Origin of the sequence: Paenarthrobacter sp. 2TAF44 (assembly GCF_052114885.1) — a bacterium.
Classification (GTDB): domain Bacteria; phylum Actinomycetota; class Actinomycetes; order Actinomycetales; family Micrococcaceae; genus Arthrobacter.
Map to the genome: position 1 here is coordinate 20,285 of NZ_JBFRFP010000020.1, position 17,823 is coordinate 38,107.

General features: G+C 60.8%; 18 protein-coding genes and 2 tRNA genes. 8 read left to right on the forward strand and 12 right to left on the reverse strand.

Going from position 1 to position 17,823, the window contains the following annotated elements:
* The first annotated feature begins 31 nt into the window (after positions 1 to 31).
* A complete protein-coding gene (locus AB4Z15_RS18220) occupies positions 32 to 832 on the forward strand; it encodes an HNH endonuclease family protein (protein ID WP_442018388.1) in 801 nt (266 codons plus the stop codon).
* Here the strand turns inward: AB4Z15_RS18220 and AB4Z15_RS18225 are convergent.
* From AB4Z15_RS18225 to orn, 4 genes are all read right to left on the reverse strand, one after another.
* Positions 817 to 1,656 carry an acyltransferase domain-containing protein gene (locus AB4Z15_RS18225; protein ID WP_442018389.1) on the reverse strand — a complete coding sequence of 280 codons (840 nt, stop codon included), beginning with the start codon at positions 1,654 to 1,656 and terminating at the stop codon, positions 817 to 819. The genes AB4Z15_RS18220 and AB4Z15_RS18225 overlap by 16 nt on opposite strands.
* Before the next feature lie 4 nt (positions 1,657 to 1,660).
* Complete coding sequence (gene def, locus AB4Z15_RS18230) at positions 1,661 to 2,233, reverse strand: peptide deformylase (protein ID WP_442018390.1); 573 nt, start codon at positions 2,231 to 2,233, stop codon at positions 1,661 to 1,663.
* Positions 2,234 to 2,369: 136 nt separating this feature from the next.
* A tRNA-His gene (locus AB4Z15_RS18235) sits at positions 2,370 to 2,442 on the reverse strand.
* Between the two features lie 132 nt (positions 2,443 to 2,574).
* The gene (gene orn / locus AB4Z15_RS18240) at positions 2,575 to 3,210 is read right to left on the reverse strand and encodes an oligoribonuclease (RefSeq protein WP_224090726.1); all 636 of its coding nucleotides are present in this window, start codon (positions 3,208 to 3,210) and stop codon (positions 2,575 to 2,577) included.
* A gap of 149 nt (positions 3,211 to 3,359) precedes the next feature.
* On the opposite strand from orn, the gene mptB reads away from it, so the two are divergent.
* On the forward strand, positions 3,360 to 4,916 hold the full coding sequence (gene mptB, locus AB4Z15_RS18245; RefSeq protein WP_431115488.1) for a polyprenol phosphomannose-dependent alpha 1,6 mannosyltransferase MptB: 1,557 nt from the start codon (positions 3,360 to 3,362) through the stop codon (positions 4,914 to 4,916).
* Between the two features lie 39 nt (positions 4,917 to 4,955).
* On the opposite strand, the gene AB4Z15_RS18250 is transcribed toward mptB, so the two are convergent.
* Positions 4,956 to 5,642 (reverse strand): DNA alkylation repair protein, encoded by a 687-nt coding sequence (locus AB4Z15_RS18250; RefSeq protein WP_442006166.1) that lies wholly within the window; start codon positions 5,640 to 5,642, stop codon positions 4,956 to 4,958.
* 202 nt (positions 5,643 to 5,844) lie between these two features.
* On the opposite strand from AB4Z15_RS18250, the gene map reads away from it, so the two are divergent.
* Positions 5,845 to 6,612 (forward strand): type I methionyl aminopeptidase, encoded by a 768-nt coding sequence (gene map, locus AB4Z15_RS18255; protein ID WP_442018391.1) that lies wholly within the window; start codon positions 5,845 to 5,847, stop codon positions 6,610 to 6,612.
* A 337-nt stretch (positions 6,613 to 6,949) separates the two neighbouring features.
* Here the strand turns inward: map and AB4Z15_RS18260 are convergent, their stop codons facing one another.
* Entirely contained in the window at positions 6,950 to 7,507 is a 558-nt protein-coding gene (locus AB4Z15_RS18260) for a single-stranded DNA-binding protein (protein WP_442006163.1), read from the reverse strand.
* Positions 7,508 to 7,727: 220 nt separating this feature from the next.
* Between AB4Z15_RS18260 and AB4Z15_RS18265 the strand changes: the two genes are divergently transcribed.
* Positions 7,728 to 7,800 (forward strand) — tRNA-Arg (locus AB4Z15_RS18265).
* Positions 7,801 to 7,871: 71 nt separating this feature from the next.
* Here the strand turns inward: AB4Z15_RS18265 and AB4Z15_RS18270 are convergent.
* Complete coding sequence (locus AB4Z15_RS18270; protein ID WP_442018392.1) at positions 7,872 to 8,318, reverse strand: SRPBCC family protein; 447 nt, start codon at positions 8,316 to 8,318, stop codon at positions 7,872 to 7,874.
* Positions 8,319 to 8,466: 148 nt separating this feature from the next.
* On the opposite strand from AB4Z15_RS18270, the gene AB4Z15_RS18275 reads away from it, so the two are divergent.
* Complete coding sequence (locus tag AB4Z15_RS18275) at positions 8,467 to 8,910, forward strand: DUF6993 domain-containing protein (RefSeq protein ID WP_442018393.1); 444 nt, start codon at positions 8,467 to 8,469, stop codon at positions 8,908 to 8,910.
* A gap of 83 nt (positions 8,911 to 8,993) precedes the next feature.
* Entirely contained in the window at positions 8,994 to 10,676 is a 1,683-nt protein-coding gene (gene ettA / locus AB4Z15_RS18280) for an energy-dependent translational throttle protein EttA (RefSeq protein WP_224164549.1), read from the forward strand.
* Positions 10,677 to 10,770: 94 nt separating this feature from the next.
* On the opposite strand, the gene AB4Z15_RS18285 is transcribed toward ettA, so the two are convergent.
* Positions 10,771 to 11,676 carry an acyl-CoA thioesterase gene (locus AB4Z15_RS18285; protein ID WP_442018394.1) on the reverse strand — a complete coding sequence of 302 codons (906 nt, stop codon included), beginning with the start codon at positions 11,674 to 11,676 and terminating at the stop codon, positions 10,771 to 10,773.
* Between the two features lie 63 nt (positions 11,677 to 11,739).
* Here AB4Z15_RS18285 and AB4Z15_RS18290 point away from each other — a divergent pair, with 63 nt between their 5' ends.
* On the forward strand, positions 11,740 to 12,411 hold the full coding sequence (locus tag AB4Z15_RS18290) for a hypothetical protein (RefSeq protein ID WP_442006159.1): 672 nt from the start codon (positions 11,740 to 11,742) through the stop codon (positions 12,409 to 12,411).
* Positions 12,412 to 12,455: 44 nt separating this feature from the next.
* On the opposite strand, the gene AB4Z15_RS18295 is transcribed toward AB4Z15_RS18290, so the two are convergent.
* Both AB4Z15_RS18295 and AB4Z15_RS18300 read right to left on the reverse strand, forming a co-directional pair.
* Positions 12,456 to 12,869 (reverse strand): globin, encoded by a 414-nt coding sequence (locus AB4Z15_RS18295; RefSeq protein WP_442018429.1) that lies wholly within the window; start codon positions 12,867 to 12,869, stop codon positions 12,456 to 12,458.
* Positions 12,870 to 12,903: 34 nt separating this feature from the next.
* A complete protein-coding gene (locus tag AB4Z15_RS18300) occupies positions 12,904 to 13,566 on the reverse strand; it encodes a mechanosensitive ion channel family protein (RefSeq protein ID WP_309929868.1) in 663 nt (220 codons plus the stop codon).
* A gap of 87 nt (positions 13,567 to 13,653) precedes the next feature.
* Between AB4Z15_RS18300 and AB4Z15_RS18305 the strand changes: the two genes are divergently transcribed.
* Positions 13,654 to 14,685 carry an NAD-dependent epimerase/dehydratase family protein gene (locus AB4Z15_RS18305; RefSeq protein ID WP_442018395.1) on the forward strand — a complete coding sequence of 344 codons (1,032 nt, stop codon included), beginning with the start codon at positions 13,654 to 13,656 and terminating at the stop codon, positions 14,683 to 14,685.
* Positions 14,686 to 14,701: 16 nt separating this feature from the next.
* Here the strand turns inward: AB4Z15_RS18305 and AB4Z15_RS18310 are convergent, their stop codons facing one another.
* Positions 14,702 to 15,181 (reverse strand): OsmC family protein, encoded by a 480-nt coding sequence (locus AB4Z15_RS18310; protein WP_442018396.1) that lies wholly within the window; start codon positions 15,179 to 15,181, stop codon positions 14,702 to 14,704.
* 55 nt (positions 15,182 to 15,236) lie between these two features.
* Complete coding sequence (gene pepN / locus AB4Z15_RS18315) at positions 15,237 to 17,816, reverse strand: aminopeptidase N (RefSeq protein WP_442018397.1); 2,580 nt, start codon at positions 17,814 to 17,816, stop codon at positions 15,237 to 15,239.
* Positions 17,817 to 17,823: the final 7 nt, after the last annotated feature.

The window sequence follows — 17,823 nt, forward strand, 5'->3', positions numbered from 1 at the left end:
GACACCACCCACCCCGACTGGACGGAGCCCCTTGAGTATCACCTGGTCTGCCTACAAACGCGCGCGCAGACGATCACGCCAAGCCTGGGCCATTCTAGGATTAGTGGCCGCCACCCTCGTGGCAGGACTGTCTTGGTTCTTCACCACCGGCCAGTTCAACGCGGCTGAGCCTTGGGTCTCCGGCCCCGCTGATGCGCCGGTATTTAACCCGGCTTGGATGAAACCCATTTCCGGCATCGAGGCTGTTCCCGCGGAGAAGGCAAGCGCCGCACTGGAAGGCCTGGAAGTCAAGGGGCGGGCATCCCAGGAAGACTATGAGCGAACCGCATTCGGCCAGGCCTGGCTGGATGCGGACCGAAACGGATGCGATACCAGGAACGACATCCTGCGCAGGGACCTGTCGTCGGTGGAGTTCACCAGCGGTTCCTCATGCAAGGTTGCCACTGGAGAGTTTCACGAACCCTACACGGGCGCCCACGTGACCTTCCGTCGGGGCCAGGACACCAGCGCTGATGTTCAGATTGACCACATTGTCGCCCTCGCCGACGCATGGCAGAAGGGTGCCAAGCAATTAACGGTGCAGCAGCGTCAAAGGCTGGCAAATGATCCCTTGAACCTGATTGCAGCTGATGGGCCCGAGAATGTGAAGAAGGGCGCAGGCGACGCCGCCACCTGGCTCCCGCCGAACAAGAACTTCCGGTGTCACTACGTAGCACGGCAGATCTCCGTCAAGGCAGCCTACAAGCTCTGGGTCACACAGGCGGAGAAGGACGCCATGATGCGCGTCCTTTCTTCTTGCCCCGATCAGCAGACCATTTACAGCGTCAGGTGACCGTGTCCCAGTTGCCAGGTACCGCCGTCGTCGATTCTCTCAAGGACTATGCGCTGGAGCGAAGTTTCCCGGGGTAGTTTGTCCAGGTTCTCGAGCCCCCGCTGCCTAAACGTGAAGTACACGGCATCAGTGGGGGCATCGGTGCACCGATCCAGCGTGAAACGGCGGGCGAAGGATGCGATGTTGCTATTGGGAAGCCGTTCAACCAAGTAGGGATCCAGCATCCAGGACTCGCACGTGGCCACAGTGGCCGGCTTGTCCGGAAAGTAGTGGGGAAAGAACGAGCGCGCCTCGTCAAAGCTGGCGTCGACCAGCGCGGGGGAGAGCCCGCCGTCCTCGGGAATGTGGACACCCAGGACCCAATCGGATGCGTATGCCACGTTGCCCTCTGGCCCGTCGCCACGCTCGCTCCGGATCAAATGGAATTGCAACCGGCCGAGCCGGAACAGATTCCCTGCCATATGTAACGTCAGCCAACTCCAGGTCTCCAAGCCGAAATGTCCATGGACGCGGCGGTTGATTCGGAGCTGGAGCCCCACGTCTGCCAGCGTGGCTGCTGACACGTCGGCGCTGATTCCCAGCTCCAGATGGTACGCGTGGACGCTGGGTGCGAAGCGGAGCAGGGCTTCGATCCAGACGGTCTCGCCAAAATGGTGGGGAGAACTACTTTCAGCTGGAAAAGTGCCAAGCCGTTGCTGCAGCAGTTCCAATGCGTCCAAGACGTGGCCACTGGGGTTTCTGTCCAAGAGCGTGGTGCATTCCATGGCGTCCTCGCCGGTAATGTCCAGGAGCTGAAACAATTCTGCGTGGCGTTCTTGGTTCATCGGATCAGTGTCCGAACGGGTCCGGGTCGACGCCAGGCATCCATGTCAATCCGGGAACGCCCCAACCGTTCTTCTTGGCCTGCTTCATGGCCTTCCTGGCATATCGGTCCACAAGGCGGTTGATGTAAAGCTTGCCGTCCAAATGGTCGTACTCGTGTTGCATGACTCGAGCGAACCAGCCCGTAGCTTCGAAGTCCACCGGGTTTCCGTCAGCGTCAAAGCCTTGGACGCGGGCCCACTCAGCGCGCTGCAAAGGATAGTGCTCTCCGGGGAACGACAGGCACCCCTCAATGTGCTCTTCCGGGTCCGGGAGGGCTCCGGAGATCTTTGAGAGGGTCAAGACGGGATTGACCAGAACGCCTTGCTCAGGCGCGTCGTCGTCATTGGCGTACTTATACACAAAGATGCGCTTCCCAACTCCCACCTGGGGTGCGGCGAGGCCCACTCCGTTCGCGGCTTCGTTGGTTTCGAACATGTCCGCGATGAGTTTTCGGAGATCGTCATCGAATACTTCGACTTCACTTGCCCGACGGTGCAAAACGGGTTCGCCCCAAATGGTCACAGGGAGGACGGTCATGTCAGCTCTTCCTTAGTCGATCGCTGTGTTCCGGAAGCAACCCATGGGACTGCAGGCGGGCCAAAACAAAACAAAGGCCGCACCGGATAACCGGTGCGGCCTTTGTGGAAACCGGCTTTTGAGCCAATCTCGGCGGGGTGAGCGACGGGGGTTGAACCCGCGACCTCCTGGACCACAACCAGGCGCTCTGCCAACTGAGCTACGCCCACCATGCGCCTTTTTCGGTAAGTCCGTATGACCGGCATTCCGTGAAGGCAACGACAAATAGCTTACCTGCTGTTTTGGGGTGAAAAGTCCACTTTTGCCGGTTTCGACGAAAAAACCTTCAAAAATGGCACAGATCACATAGTTTCTGTTGAACCCAAAGTCTCAGCAGTGGCTGTGATGTCCTTGGAGATGCGCTGGGCGGTAGCAGTGTCAGGGCCCGGGGCAGGTACAAAAACAGCTTGCCTGTAGTAGCGGAGCTCGTCGATGGAATCCTTGATGTCCCCCAGTGCGCGATGTCCGCCATGCTTGGCCGGCGACTGGAAGTAGGCCCGCGGGAACCAGCGGCGCGAGAGTTCCTTGATGGTACTGACATCGATGACGCGATAGTGGAGGTGCTCCACAATGTTCGGCATGTCCCTGGCCAGGAACATCCTGTCCGTGCCCACCGAGTTGCCTCCCAAGGGGGCCTTGCGGGGGTCCGGAACCCACTTCTCGATGTACTCAAGCACCTGCGCCTCAGCTTCGGCCATCGTCTTGCCGTGGGGGAGTTCGTCAAGGAGTTTCGATCGGGTGTGCATGTCGCGAACGAAGTCGTTCATTTGCTCCAGCGCTGCGTCGTCGGGCTTGATGACGACGTCCACGCCATCGCCCAGGATGTTGAGCTCGGAGTCCGTCACGAGCGCCGCCACTTCGATCAGGGCGTCGTTCTTGAGGTCCAGGCCGGTCATTTCGCAGTCAATCCAGACGATGCGTTCATTAGTAATAGGCACGCGCCTAGCCTATCCTTCAGGCGGTTCCAAGTGCTCCGATGGTAGGATTTTTGAGCACGGCAGTGTCCTTTCTTCCTGTCGTGGACAGCCCCCAGAGATTCAGATTTCTGTCCCGGAACGCAACGGGCAAACGATTGGATGAAGACCACATGACGGTGCCTGTACCCGCCGCCCAGAAGGCAGGGAAAGAAGCGCCGCCTGCGGATGCTGCTGCCAGCGAAGTGGATAACGCCAGGTCCCCGCTGATCGCCGGTTTCATTGGTTCGATGTTCCTTGTCTTCGGCTCGCTGGGCGTTGGCTGGCTCGCGCCGGTTTCTGAACTTCGCCGGCTTCCGCTTTTCATCTGGATGCGTACCGAAGGTGTGGGCGTCGCGCTGTCCATAGTCCTGCTGGCCGTTGGTGGCATGCTGCTTGTCCGGGCGTGGCTGCGCCTTGGGCAACGTGTCCGGGTCTGGGGACTCCAAGCCCGCAAGGCCACCTTGCAGGCTGTGGTGGCATGGGGACTGCCCATGATGTTCACTGTCCCGCTGTTCAGTAGGGACGTCTATGCCTACATCGGGCAAGGCAGACTCATGGTTGAGGGAATGAATCCCTACGAGAATGGGATTTCCGCCCTCCCGAACTACTTCCAATTGGGTGCTGACAAGATGTGGACGGAAGCGCCCGTTCCCTACGGTCAGTTGTTCCTTTGGATCGAACAATTCGTTGTTTGGGTGACCAACGTCCAGCCTGAGGCTTGCATCATGCTGTTCAGGCTGGTGGCAGTTGCGGGCGTCATACTTTGCATCATCTACGTACCCAAGCTGGCAGAACTCCACGGCGTCAATCCGCACCGCGCACTCTGGCTGACAGCCGCCAATCCCCTCTTTCTCACCAATTTCATTGCCAGTGTCCATAATGACGCACTCATGATTGGTCTGGCCTTGGCAGGCCTGTACTACTGCGCCACCCGCCGGGTGGTCCTCGGCTTGGTGCTGGTGACACTCTCCATTTCGGTCAAGCCAATTACGGTGGTCTTCCTGCCCTTTATTGGCTTGCTCTGGGCGGGCAAGGGTGCGTCATGGCCGCGCAAGATCCTTTTCTGGTTCCTGACAGCCGCCCTGACCTTCGGCCTCCTGTACGCCATGAGCCTGGTCAACGGGTTTGGGTTTGGATGGGTGAAGGGTCTGTCTGCCCCCGGGAGCGTCTGGATCTGGTACGCACCCATCGGCTTGATTGGCCTGGTTGTCGCGTCGATCTTCAACGTCTTTGGACTTGACGGCTGGGGCATGGCCAAGTGGGTTTACGACGCCGGCAAAGTGCTGATGGTGGGAGCCATTGCCTGGCAGGTCTTCCGGGGAGAACACGATCGCCTCATGCGCCGGCTCACCCTTGCCTTTGCGGCGATCGTCTTGTTGGCCCCGATGATCCAGTCCTGGTACGTGGTGTGGCTGATTCCGTTGTTTGCGGTGACAGGTATACGCAATGACTGGCAGGTAAAGGCGGTCTACTTCGTGGTGTCGTTCTTCATGGTCTACGCCATCTCAGACCAACTGGATGTGTTTCCCTATCTTCAAAGCGAGGATCTCGGCCTTGCCCTGACCTTGGCGCGGAACGCGGCAGCCATCATCGCGCTGCTGTTTGCCGTTTACTTGATCTTCGTTGATCCGAAGACAAAGAGCCTTTTCCGCAAGCGCGACGAGCCGGGCCTGCGCCCGATCATCTGAGGAATCGGGCGAGCGTCTTGAGGGCTCCTGTTCCAATGCTTAAAGCGACGACAGAAGCCGTACCGCCTCACGCGTGGAGAGTGGGCTAAGCGCTGGAGCATTCTCTGCCGCGAATGCCCTGACCCATTCGGGGTTCGTCTTGCTGTACTCCCGCAAGGCCCATCCGATGGCCTTGCGGATGAAGAACTCCTTGTCGGCAAGGTTCGGTTTGATGACAGCCGCCAGCAGTCCCGGGTCCGTAAGGCCCTTGGCTGCCAATTGCGCAGTAATGGACGCCCTTCGGATCCACATGTCCTGGTCCGTGGACCATTGGAGCAATAACGGCGTCATGGTGGACCTGTGGGCAAGCAGGAGGCTGCAGAGACGGTGGGCCACCCCGTCGACGAGGTCCCACCACGCGCCGGTGCGAATTATTTCCTCGTAGACCGGCAGCATGCCAAGGTCTTCCTTGACCAACGGCAGGCCCGTCAATTCAATGGCTGCATATCGTTCTTCGCGCGCCTGGGCATTCCGCCATAAATCATGAACGGCCTCGCGAAGGCTGGCGGGTGAAGAGATGGGAAACTGCTTCGCTGCCACCTTGACGATCCTGCGAACTTCAGGCACCCGGATACCCCAGGACGGCATGTCCGACTTCATATATGCCTGGGCTCCCCGGGCTCGCTCAGCGTCCCCCGCGGAGCGAAGTGTTGACCGGATGGCCTCAAGTAAGTCCTTGTTCTCCATGCCCCAACTCTATGACCGGCCGTCCTGGGAAGTATCCAGTCGGGAACTCCTCCTTATTCTCCACGCCATGCAGCCACCTGCCCCACGTAGAGTGGGTCCCATGGCCAGCGGATCCCACGATGATCCAGAACAGCGAATGACCCTGAACAGCGAATGACCCTGAACAGCAAATGCTCACGCCCAGCAAAACCGGAGGAATCCCATGTCCATGCTTAAGACACCGGACCAGATCTCGATAATGCGTGAGGCCGGCAGGGTGGTGGCCAACGCCTTGGCAGCAGTCAGGGAGCATGCCGACGTCGGCGTTTCCCTCAAGGAACTGGATGGGGTCGCTGCGGACGTCATTTCAGGCGCTGGGGCCAAACCGGCCTTCCTGGATTACCACCCGCGGTGGGCAGCGCTCCCGTTTCCCGGGGTGATCTGTGCCAGCGTGAATGACGCTGTGGTGCATGGAATACCAGATGGCTACGTCCTCCAGGACGGGGACCTCCTAAGTGTGGATTGCGGCGCCTTCCTTGAAGGCTGGTGTGGAGATGCTGCCATCAGCTTTATCGTGGGGACGGCAGATCCAGCGGACCAGGCACTGATCGATGCCACAGACGCTGCACTCGCCCGGGGTATCGAAGCTGCCCGGGTGGGCAACAAGATGGGCGACGTCGCCTATGCAATCGGCGGTGAGGCCAAACGTGCTGGATATGGTTTGTTGGCCGATCACGGTGGCCACGGTATCGGCCGGACAATGCACGCCGAACCGCCCGTTCCCAACATCGGCAGGCCGGGCAGGGGCATCAAACTTCAAGAAGGGCTGGTCATTGCCATCGAACCAATGCTCATCCTTGGAGGTAAGGACGACTATTACCACGATGACGATGAGTGGACTCTGCGCTCCTCCAGCGGAAACAGGGCCGCGCATAGCGAACACACCGTGGCGATCACCGCCGATGGGCCCATGATCCTGACCTTGCCGTAGCTGCCTCGATGGCGCGGTTCCACAGCGCACCAGCCGACCGCCTGACCGCCCCGGAATGCCAGTACCCCTGGCTCTGGGTCCTCGTCAAAGCGTGTCAGCAGGAGCTCCTTGCGTTCGTTTGGTGCCGTGGACCTGAACTCCTTGCCGGGGAGGGCGAACCAGCGGCACCAGCACCGGGATGGCTCGCCCTTGACCCCGAATAACTCCTCCAAGGCCTCCCACGATGCAGAAGCGGTCTCCAGCCGGTGGGCTGCTGTGTCGTGTGCCATGGACCCACAATAATCTCCACCCGCGGGGCTGGTCCCACGAGTTTCATCGCGGTCCCCGACGCGGAAGTTCAAGCCCCGGCACCCACCAACTCACCTGTGGTGGTGTTTACCACCAGCGGACCGGTACCGTCCGGGTCATCGACGTCGACTGTTTCTGTCTCCTCCTCCGGGGGCGCTTGTTCGTTGTCGCCGGACTCCCACTCAATCCCCGGATCTCCCAGCTTCCCGGCTGCCTCGCCGGACGGGTTCGAGTCAGCTGGAGCCGACGTCCCGTTCATCCGGGTGAAGTTCGCAGAGCCCCACATGAGATCGTGACCGACTGATTCCGCGTCGACTTCTGCCACATGGTAGATCCTGCCCTCGTGTTCCCACTGCCGCAGGCGTAGCTTTCCGACGACGATGACGCGTTGACCCTTCTTCACGCTGCAGCCGACATGGCCGGCTAAGTAGCGAAACGACTGCACGGTGTACCAGTTGGTATTGCCGTCCACCCATGTATTGCTGGCCCGGTCGTAGCGGCGTTCAGTTGTCCCAAGACGAAATGAAGCAGTGGACGTACCCCGCGTAGTGGTAGAACTCTTGACCTCCGAGGCTACGAAGCCTCGAAGAGTAATGGTGTCGTTCATGGTGGTCCTTCTGGATGTAGGAAAGTGCCCGTCCGGCCCTCTTAGCTTCATCCACGCAACCCGCGCAGGGGAGTACGGTATGTGCCTATGTGAATAACTACCGAACGAATGCCTGTTGTGGAGGAGAAGTACCCATAGGCGTGGGCTGACAGGCTGGAGGTCGAATGCACTGTAAACTCTTTGTGGCGCCAGCGGCTTAGGCTGGTATTGGCGCCAGTGCGCCCCAGTAGCTCAGGGGATAGAGCAGCGGCCTTCTAATCCGCCGGTCGGGGGTTCGATTCCCTCCTGGGGCACGAGAAATCCCCCGGAACCTGCAGGGTTCCGGGGGATTTATTCTTTCAATGCCTGGCACCTGGCCTGTGACTCAAGAAATTTGGGGCTGTGACTCAAGAAATTCCTTGAGGTTCTGAAGAACCGTGCGCCACGTCGCTGCGGAATGCTCCACTTCTTCTTCGCTCTTGTTGTTGCCCTGCGCAATCGTGACTGATGTTCCTTCATCCGCATCGTCGAGTCGGTATTCGACCGTGTGATAGTTCCCGGGGGAATCGGGAAGACCTGACGCAGGACTGTAGTGAGTGGTTTTCAAGAGCTGTAGGGGTTCGAAGGCCAGGATGACGCCCTTGTCCTCGTATGCTTTGCCGTTGTACTCGCCGGAGTACGTGATTGGGTCGCCGACCTTCCACGACGTTTCGACATTGGTCCCGAGGAAGTATTGCTTGATGAGGCCAGGATCCGTCAGGGCCTTCCATACCTGCTCGCGCCGGGCGGCCACCGTGATCGAGGCCTCGGCATTGGGAACTTTTCCTTCCATGATTTCTCCTTCCTGCGGCCCACCCGTCCCGGCGAGCCAGCACTTGGCCCACGCTACGCCCGCCTGCAGCCCGTGGGAATGGCAGAATGGCTATGTGATGAGCAGGGGAACCAGGGTGGAGCAGCCGAGTCGTGCAAGAAATTTTCAGTTGAACGGTAAGGCTGTCGGGACGGCTCTGGTCATTGTTGCTGCGCTGGCGCTGCCTGCATGTGCCGCATCCCCCAAAACACCCACGGCAGGCACCCCTTCTTCAAGCCCCGCGTCCCAACAGCCCGGCGGCGGAACGACTATGGACCCCGCAGTCGTGACCACGAGCACGGCTGTGGAGGCGGCACTTAAGAAAATCGTGGCTGCCAACCCCAAGCCGGATACGGAATCCGTTCGAGCAGCTTTGGTATCGGCTGGCATTCCCAAAGCCAATGTAGAAGTGTCCGTCAGCCGGACGCCCACTGGTCTTGATGTCGATGCGTTGGAAGCTGCGGCGCTGGCAGGCGATAGTTGCGTCATGGGCCAGATCCGGGATGGAGGCGTCGTGATGAGCGTTCTGCCGGTACTTGCCACGGGGAAATGCTTCGTGGGCAGCGTTCGCTAGGAGCACCGCCCCAAGGAGCTGCTGGCAGGGGCCCAATCGCACCGAATGTGAGATCTGTCCGCCTACCCACTAGATTTAAGGGCATGGCGGAATTCATTTACACGATGACCAAGGCTCGCAAGGCCGTTGGCGACAAACTTATTTTGGACGATGTCAGCATGTCGTTCTACCCTGGCGCGAAGATTGGCGTCGTGGGCCCGAACGGTGCTGGCAAGTCCACCATCCTGAAGATCATGGCCGGGCTGGACACTCCTTCAAACGGCGAGGCCCGCCTGAGCCCCGGGTATACCGTGGGCATCCTCTTGCAGGAACCGCCGCTGAATGAGGAAAAGACTGTCCTTGGCAACGTCCAGGAAGGCGTTGGCGAGATCTACGGCAAGATCCAGCGTTTCAACGAGATCTCCGAAGAGATGGCCAACCCGGATGCGGATTACGACACTCTCCTGGATGAGATGGGCAAGCTGCAGGAAGCCATTGACGCTGCCGATGCCTGGGATATCGATTCCCAGCTCGAGCAGGCCATGGACGCATTGCGATGCCCGCCTGCTGATTCCGATGTCACCGTCCTCTCCGGTGGTGAGCGCCGCCGCGTAGCGCTGTGCAAGCTTCTGCTCCAGAAGCCGGACCTTCTGCTCCTTGACGAGCCCACCAACCACTTGGACGCCGAGAGCGTTCTTTGGCTGGAGCAGCACCTCTCCCAGTACCCCGGTGCCGTCCTTGCCGTGACTCACGACCGGTACTTCCTGGATCACGTGGCTGAGTGGATCGCAGAAGTGGACCGCGGCCACCTTTACCCGTACGAAGGTAACTACTCCACCTACCTGGAGAAGAAGAAGGCCCGCCTTGAGGTCCAAGGTAAGAAGGACGCAAAGCTGTCCAAGCGCCTTACCGAAGAACTTGAATGGGTGCGCTCCAACGCCAAGGGCCGTCAGACCAAGTCAAAGGCCCGTCTTGCCCGCTATGAAGAAATGGCTGCAGAGGCCGAGCGCACGCGCAAGCTCGACTTCGAAGAGATCCAGATTCCGCCGGGCCCCCGCCTGGGTTCCGTGGTTATCGAGGCGAAGAACCTGAAGAAGGGCTTCGACGATCGTGTCCTGATCGAGGACCTCTCCTTCTCACTGCCCCGGAACGGCATTGTCGGCGTCATCGGCCCGAACGGTGTGGGCAAGTCCACCTTGTTCAAGACCATCGTTGGCATGGAGCCCCTGGACGATGGTGAGCTCAAGATCGGCGAGTCCGTGAAGATCTCCTACGTGGACCAGTCCCGTGGCGGCATCGATCCCAATAAGTCTCTCTGGGAAGTTGTTTCCGAAGGCCATGACTACATTCAGGTCGGGCAGGTCGAAATGCCTTCACGTGCCTACGTTTCGGCGTTTGGCTTCAAGGGACCGGACCAGCAGAAGAAGGCTGGTGTCCTCTCCGGTGGTGAGCGCAACCGCCTCAACCTTGCCTTGACCCTTAAGCAGGGTGGCAACCTCCTGCTCCTTGACGAGCCCACTAACGACCTCGACGTCGAAACCCTGAGCAGCCTGGAAAATGCCCTGCTCGAGTTCCCTGGCTGCGCCGTGGTGGTCTCCCACGACCGTTGGTTCCTGGACAGGGTAGCAACCCACATCCTCGCCTATGAAGGTGACGACGAGAACCCCTCCAAGTGGTACTGGTTCGAAGGTAACTTCGACTCCTATGAGGAGAACAAGGTGGAGCGCCTCGGCGCTGATGCGGCAAAGCCGCACCGCGTGACGCACCGCCGTCTGACCCGCGACTAACGGGTAGCCACAGACACAAAAAGAGGCCGGTCCCACCAGGGGCCGGCCTCTTTGCTTTAACACCTGCGCTTTAACCTTCCAGCGCACCAACTGCCTACGGAATCCTGACCATCCCCTCCTGTGCCACGGTCGCGACGTGCACGCCTTCGCGGTTGAATATCCGGCCGGTAGCCAAACCACGTGCCCCTTGGGCGCTGGGGGACTCCTGGACGTACAGCATCCACTCGTCCACCCGGACGGGCCGGTGCCACCACATGGCGTGATCGAGACTTGCGACGCTCATACCCGGTGTCATCCAGGCGAGGCCGTGTTTGCGGAGAATGGGCTCCAACAAGGTGTAGTCGCTGGCGTATGCCAACGCGGCCAAGTGCAGCTTGGGATCGTCGGGCAAGGGGCCCATGGTTTTCATCCAGACGGCATTGGTGGCCACGTGCTCGTTGGGCGGTGACACGTAAAGTGCGGGGTCGATGTGGCGGACATCGAACGGCCGCTCCGAGGACATATGCCGTGCCAACGGGTGGTCGAATTGAGCCAGCAACTCAGCCGTGCTGGGCAAGGATTCGGGGTCCGGAATGCCTTCGGGCATTGTCGCTTGATGGTCCAGGCCTTCATCTTGAACCTGGAACGAGGCAATCATGGAAAGGATGGGGACACCGTCCTGATAAGCATGAACGCGCCGCGCCGAGAAGGACCGACCGTCACGCAACCGTTCCACACCGAAGGTGATGGGCTTATTGGCGTCACCGGGACGCAGGAAATAGCCGTGCATGGAGTGCGCCACCCGGTCAGCTTCCACGGTTCGCATGCCAGCCATCATGGATTGGGCTAGAACCTGGCCGCCGAAGACACGATGCCGGGGCTGTTTTTGGGAAGGTCCAAGGAAGATGTCCTCATTGGTCCGGGCTCCGTCGAAGTCACCCAGGTCCAACAGGCCAATCAGGACTTCCGTCGGATCTTCGGCGGGTGCCTCAACCTTGAGGCCAGCGTTCGTGTCAGTCATGGTTCGACTCTAGACGGCCCCCGGACCCCTCTCAACTGCGGACATGCCGGTAGAGTCGATGCTGTGACAGACCTCTTGACCCAGTCCTTCCGCTTTGCCGATCCCAGCGACCTCGTTGACCTGCGGACGTACGTCACGCGTGCCAAGAGCATCGATGACGGTGCCATCCGCCTGCAGGCCGCAGGCCAGGTATTGGCCGCGTACGTGTGTGTGCTCAGGCCACGCATCCTGGGCGAATCGACTCCCACAATCCTTGGGTTACGGACTATGGCACTTGCAGAACCCGCGCAGGCCGATGTCACGGTGACGCTCGCCTCCGTCATGGACCGTCTTGCCCGCTCAGGTGCCGACGACGTCGAGTTGCCCATTCCGCCGTCGACGGTTTCGGAGTCCTGGGCTGGCGTCGGCGCGCCGAGGAGCGGTTGGGAAGTCCTTGGGAAGGTGCTCGACGCCGACCTGAAGTCAGCAGCGGAGGCCGGCATTGCAGAGGTGGCTGGCGTGGTGCCCACTGCCGCCGGAGCTGCCGTTGTGAATACCGCCCGGGCCGCCGTGTGGGGACGAGAACTCCCCGGCCTCAGTGACCTGCCTGCCGGTGCGGCCTTCGCTGCATTCGCCTTGGGATTCCTGGGAGCGGGCGAACAGCAGTTGTTCCGCAATGGACGGTGGTTCCGCTTAAGTGGTCCTCGTGGCCATGTACTGGTCCGCACGGGCGCAGGCTTGGGCCTGGGCTTCTAGCCTCAGACGACCAGAAGCAGACGACCAGGAGCAGACGACCAGGTTCAGACGGCCGAGGGGCTGTTCACCATGGTCAGCGCAGCGCGTTCCATGTAGTCCCAAAGGGTTCCCTCGTGAAGGGGCGGCAACCCCAGCGAGTCCACTGCTGTCCGCATGTGGAAGAGCCAGCGGTCCTTCGCTTCGGGAGTGACGCGGAAGGGCATGTGGCGCATCCGCAGGCGTGGATGGCCGCGCTCCTCACTGTAGGTAGTGGGACCGCCCCAATACTGTTCAAGGAACATGAGGAAGCGCCGTTTGGCCGGTTCCAGGTCTTCTTCGGGGTACATGGGCCGCAGGAGCGGATCCTGCGCCACGCCGTCGTAGAAGACGTCAATCAGCTTCACGAAAGTATCGTGCCCGCCCACAGCTGCATAAAAGCTGTCGGTGTAGGCAGGTTGGCTGAAGGGATCGTTCTGCATGAGCTGGCGTCGTGGACCAGCCTGGGGGTTCGTGTCACTCACTGGCCTTCTCCTCAGCCTTCTTGGCAGCATCATTGTCGTCGGTTTCCGGCGACTCCAACGGAACGTAGTCTCCCTGCGAGCGGTTGCCCACGCGCAGGATTTCACCGTTTCGCAGATACCAGATGGCTCCGTCTTCAGCGCGGACCCGCGTGATGCGCAGGCCCACTGATTCAACGGTACCAATCACTTCGCTGGTGACGATCACATCGCCTATTCCGTACTGGTCTTCGATGGTGATGAAGATACCGGCGAGGAAGTCACGGATCAGCTGCTGTGCACCGAAACCAATGGCGACACCGAGTATTCCCACGCTTGTCAGCAGGGGCGCGACGTCCACGTTCATGAATTTGAGGACGTAAATGATCACGATCACCACCACCACAACGCTCACGAGGCTTGTCAGCAAAGTGCCGATGGTTTCGGCGCGCTGTGACCGGCGTTCGTGGTCCAGCGCGCGGATTGCGGGTTGTACCCATTTGAAGTGGGGCTTCTTGAAGAAGGAGCTGCCCGCGGACACTCGCCGCGTGATGCGCAGGATGATGAATCGCGCCACGATCCACACCAGCAGGCCCACGCCCAAGGTGATGAGGATCGAAACGAAGTCGATTTTCTCCGGTTCGATGGTGATGGTTTCCGCCAGGGGGATGGAGGTCAAGGTGGAATAACTCCTTGTGGTCGGCCCGTGTTCGCCGGGCGCGGAACACTCTGTCCACGTCCAACCCTATCGCCGTAGCGTGACGGTATGCGCATCCTGGTCCTTGGCGGTACTGCCTTCCTGTCAGCTGAAATGGCAAAGCAGGCGCTTGCCTTGGGGCACGAGGTCACGTGTCTTGCCCGTGGCACCCAGGCGAACCCGCCCGACGGCGTGACCTGGGTTCGTGGCGATCGCGCCTTGGGTAGAGCAGCCTATGAGGACGTGAACAGCAGCTGGGACGCGGTTATTGATGTTTCCAGGGATCCTGCTCAGGCGCGGGATGCCCTTGAGGTCTTGGGACCGCCTGCGCGCCATTGGACCTTCGTGTCCAGTTGCTCTGTGTATGCCGATCATTCGGTTCCCGGGGCTGACGAGAACGCTGCGGTCCTTGAACCCCTGCCCGAAGGACAAGCTGGAACCCCGGACACCTATGGCGAATCAAAATCTGCGATCGAGCACATGACGCTCACGCGGGTGGGGCAAAAAGCCCACATTGTGCGGGCAGGTCTCATCGGAGGGCCAGGGGACGGCTCTGACCGTTACGGCTATTGGCCTGGGCGCTTTGCTGCCAATACTGAGCCGGTTCTGGTGCCGAACATTCCGGATGACGCCACCCAGGTCATCGACGTCCGGGACCTCGCCAGGTGGATCATTCAAGGGGCGGAGAAGGGCCTGACGGGCGCTTACAACGCGTCGGGAGATGTAGTTCCGTTCCGCGAGTACATTTCGGAATCCTGCCGCGTGGCCCTGGGCCAGGAGAGGCAGCCGGACAGGGAGGAGTGGCCACCGTTGAGCCAAACAGTCCAGGCCGACGAAGACTGGCTGGTGGAGCAGGGCGTTGAGTACTGGGCCGGGCCGGACTCACTTCCCTTGTGGTTGCCAGCGGACCACGACGGCTTCCAATCGCGAAGCAATCAAGCCGCCAAGGTCCTCGGTATGACGTTGCGCCCATGGCAGGAGACTCTCCGGGACGCCTTGGACTACGAGCGCAGCCTGGGCTTGGAAAGGGAGCGCAAGGCAGGCTTAAGCCGCGAAACCGAACGCAGGCTGGTAGGACTCCTGCGGGAACAAAGGACCTAAGGCGGGTTCAACAGCCTCAGGCCGCTGCCGACGTCGTGATTGGTTCGTGCAGGACGGGGAAGTTGACGCTGCGGGCTATGAAACAGACCTGGTTGGCTTCGTGGTGAAGTTGGGCCATCAATGCCGAATGAGCCGGGTCTGCGATGGTGACATGGGGCTTCAGGGTCACGCTCTCGAACTGACCGCTGCCATCACGATTCAGCTTCATGACGCCCTCGGCGTTGTCCTCGTAACCGGTAACCACAACTCCATGTCTTACCGCCACGTGGAGGAACGAGAGCATGTGGCATTGCGCCAGGGCAGCAAGCAGGAGTTGCTCCGGGTTGTAGCGTGTGCGGTCGCCGTGGAAGGTCGGGTCCGAGGAACCCTTCAAGATCGGAAGGCCCGGGATATCGACATCATGATCCCGCGAGTACCCTCGGTAGCTTTCTGTACCGACGCCCAGGTTTCCAGTCCAGCGGACGGTCAATGCATAGTGGTGTTCGTTGAGGCCCATGCGGACAGTTTAGCCATCAGCCAAACAGCGCCAGCACAGGCCCCAACGGACTTGCTTAGGCGTCTGCGTCCACGTCCACGTCCGCTGCCCGGGCACGGAGCGCCCGCGCCACTGCGTCCCGGTTTTCCAGCATCATGCGGCGCAGCGCTGCACTTTCTTCGGGCAGGTTCGCGAGGAACTCGTCCGTGCGGTCCACCGTGGCCTGGGTTGTGAGTTGCGCCGGGTAGAGGCCCACGACGATCTGCTGGGCCAAGGCGTGCGTGCGTTCTTTGACAATCCCGGGGACCGCTTCAAAGTACTTTTCCGCGTACGGCTCCAGCAGGCTGGTGTCAGGCACCCGCATGAAGCCGGCCACCGCTGAGGCTTGCAGGGCGTTGGAGAGTTCGCCCTTGACCACGATGGAATCCCACGCCGCAGCCTTGGCCCCGGCTGTGGGAATAGCGGCCTTGGCCTGTGCCGCGGCATTTTGGCCGGTGGAGGTGTTGTCGCGGGCGAGTTCCTGGTCGATGCGCTCCTGGCCCTGCCTGCCGCCGGCCACCAAGGCAGTTAGCAGCTCCCACCGCATGTCCTGGTCGACGGTGAGGCCCTCAAGCGTGTCGGTCCCGTCCAGCAGCGCTTGGATGCGATCCAGCTGATCCCCGCTCCGTGAAAGTTGAGCATAGGACTTCACGAACTGCAGCTGCGCATCCGAGCCGGCTTCCACTTCGGAGGCGAGGTCCCACAACTTGTCGGCGGAGGCAATCGTTGCGTTCTGCTTGTGCTCGGCTGCCACGTAGTAGGTCAGCGTCGTGGCAAGCTGCCGCAATTGGACGAGGATCACCGAGGAGTCTGTTTCCTCTGCGATGTTTGCCAGGATCAGGTCGACGTAGCCGCGCGCGGGAGTTTCTCCGTCCCGTGCCGCATCCCACGCCGAACCCCAGACCAGCGTGCGGGGCAGGCTGGCGGCAAAATCCTTGAGATGCGCTTTCGCTGTGGCCAGCGAGTGAGCATCCAGGCGTACCTTGGCGTAGGCGAGATCGTCGTCGTTGAGCAGGATGAGGTCCGGGCGTGCAAGGCCAGCCAAGGTGGGGACTTCGGTCCGAGGGCCCTCGACGTCCAGCTCCTCGCGATGCGTCCGCTCCAGCTTGCCCTGTTCGGAAAGGTTGTAGAAGCCCACCGCAAGGCGGTGAGGGCGGAGGGTTGGTTGTTCATCGATCGCGGACTGCAGGATGCTGAACGCGGTGATGGTGCCGTCGGCGTCCACGTCCACCTCGGGAGCGAGGGTGTTCACGCCGGCGGTTTCAAGCCAGAGCTTGCCCCAAACGTCCAAGTCACGGCCGCTTGCGGCTTCAAGTTCCACCATGAGATCAGCCAGCTCAGTGTTCTTCCAGGCGTGCTTGGCAAAATACGCGCGCACCCCGGACATGAACTGCTCGGGTCCAACCCAGGCCACCAATTGCCGCAAGACAGAGGCGCCCTTGGCATAGGTGATGCCATCGAAGTTGACTTCCACATCTTCAAGGTTGTTGATTTCCGCGAAGATCGGGTGCGTGGTGGGCAGTTGGTCCTGACGGTAGGCCCAGGACTTCTCCACCGAGGCGAAGGTGGTCCACGCCCGGTCGAAGGCAGTGTTTTCCACGGCGGCCAGGTGGGACATGTACTCGGCGAAGGACTCGTTGAGCCAGAGGTCGTTCCACCAGCGCATGGTCACCAGGTCCCCGAACCACATGTGCGCGAGCTCGTGCAGGACCGTGATGGCACGGCGCTCGATCTGCGCACCGGCGACCTTGCCGCGGAAGATGTATCCCTCCAGGATTGTCACGGCACCTGCGTTTTCCATCGCGCCGGCATTGAACTCCGGGACGAACAGCTGATCGTACTTTTCAAACGGGTACGGGCAACCGAACTGTGCCTCGAAGAATTCGAAGCCCTGGCGGGTCAGTTCGAAGATGTTGTCCGCGTCCAGGTACTGCATCAGGGATTTGCGCGCGAAGACGCCGAGCGGAATGACCCTGCCATCCGAACTTGTCACCTCGGAACGAATGGACTGGTACGGTCCGGCTATCAGGGCGGTGACATACGAGGACAAACGCGGCGTGGGAGCGAATTCCCACACGGACCTGCCTCCACCGTCCTCGCCTCCATCAGTTTCAACCGGTACCGGCGTGGGGGAGTTGGAGACGACGTCCCAGTGGGAGGGAGCGGTGACGTGGAACGTGAAGCTGGCCTTCAGGTCCGGCTGCTCGAAGACAGCGAACATCCGCCGGGAATCCGGAACCTCGAACTGGGTGTAGAGATAGACCTCCCCATCCACCGGATCCACGAAGCGGTGGAGGCCCTCGCCCGTGTTCATGTACCGCGCATCGGCGACGACTATGAGTTCATTCTTGGCAGCGAGGTTTGGAAGTTGGATGCGGATGCCATCAGAAACCTCGGCGGGATCCAGTTCGGTGCCGTTAAGGGTAACGCTGTGAACGCTCTCGGTGACGGCGTCGATAAATGTCGTGGCTCCAGCCTGTGCCGAAAACTTCACCACGGTGGTGGATCCGAAGACCTCGGCACCCTTGGTCAGATCCAGGGTGACGTTGTAGGACTCGACATTGAGTATTTCAGCGCGCTGCGCAGCTTCGTCGCGCGTCAGATTAAGGCCTGGCAAGTGGTGC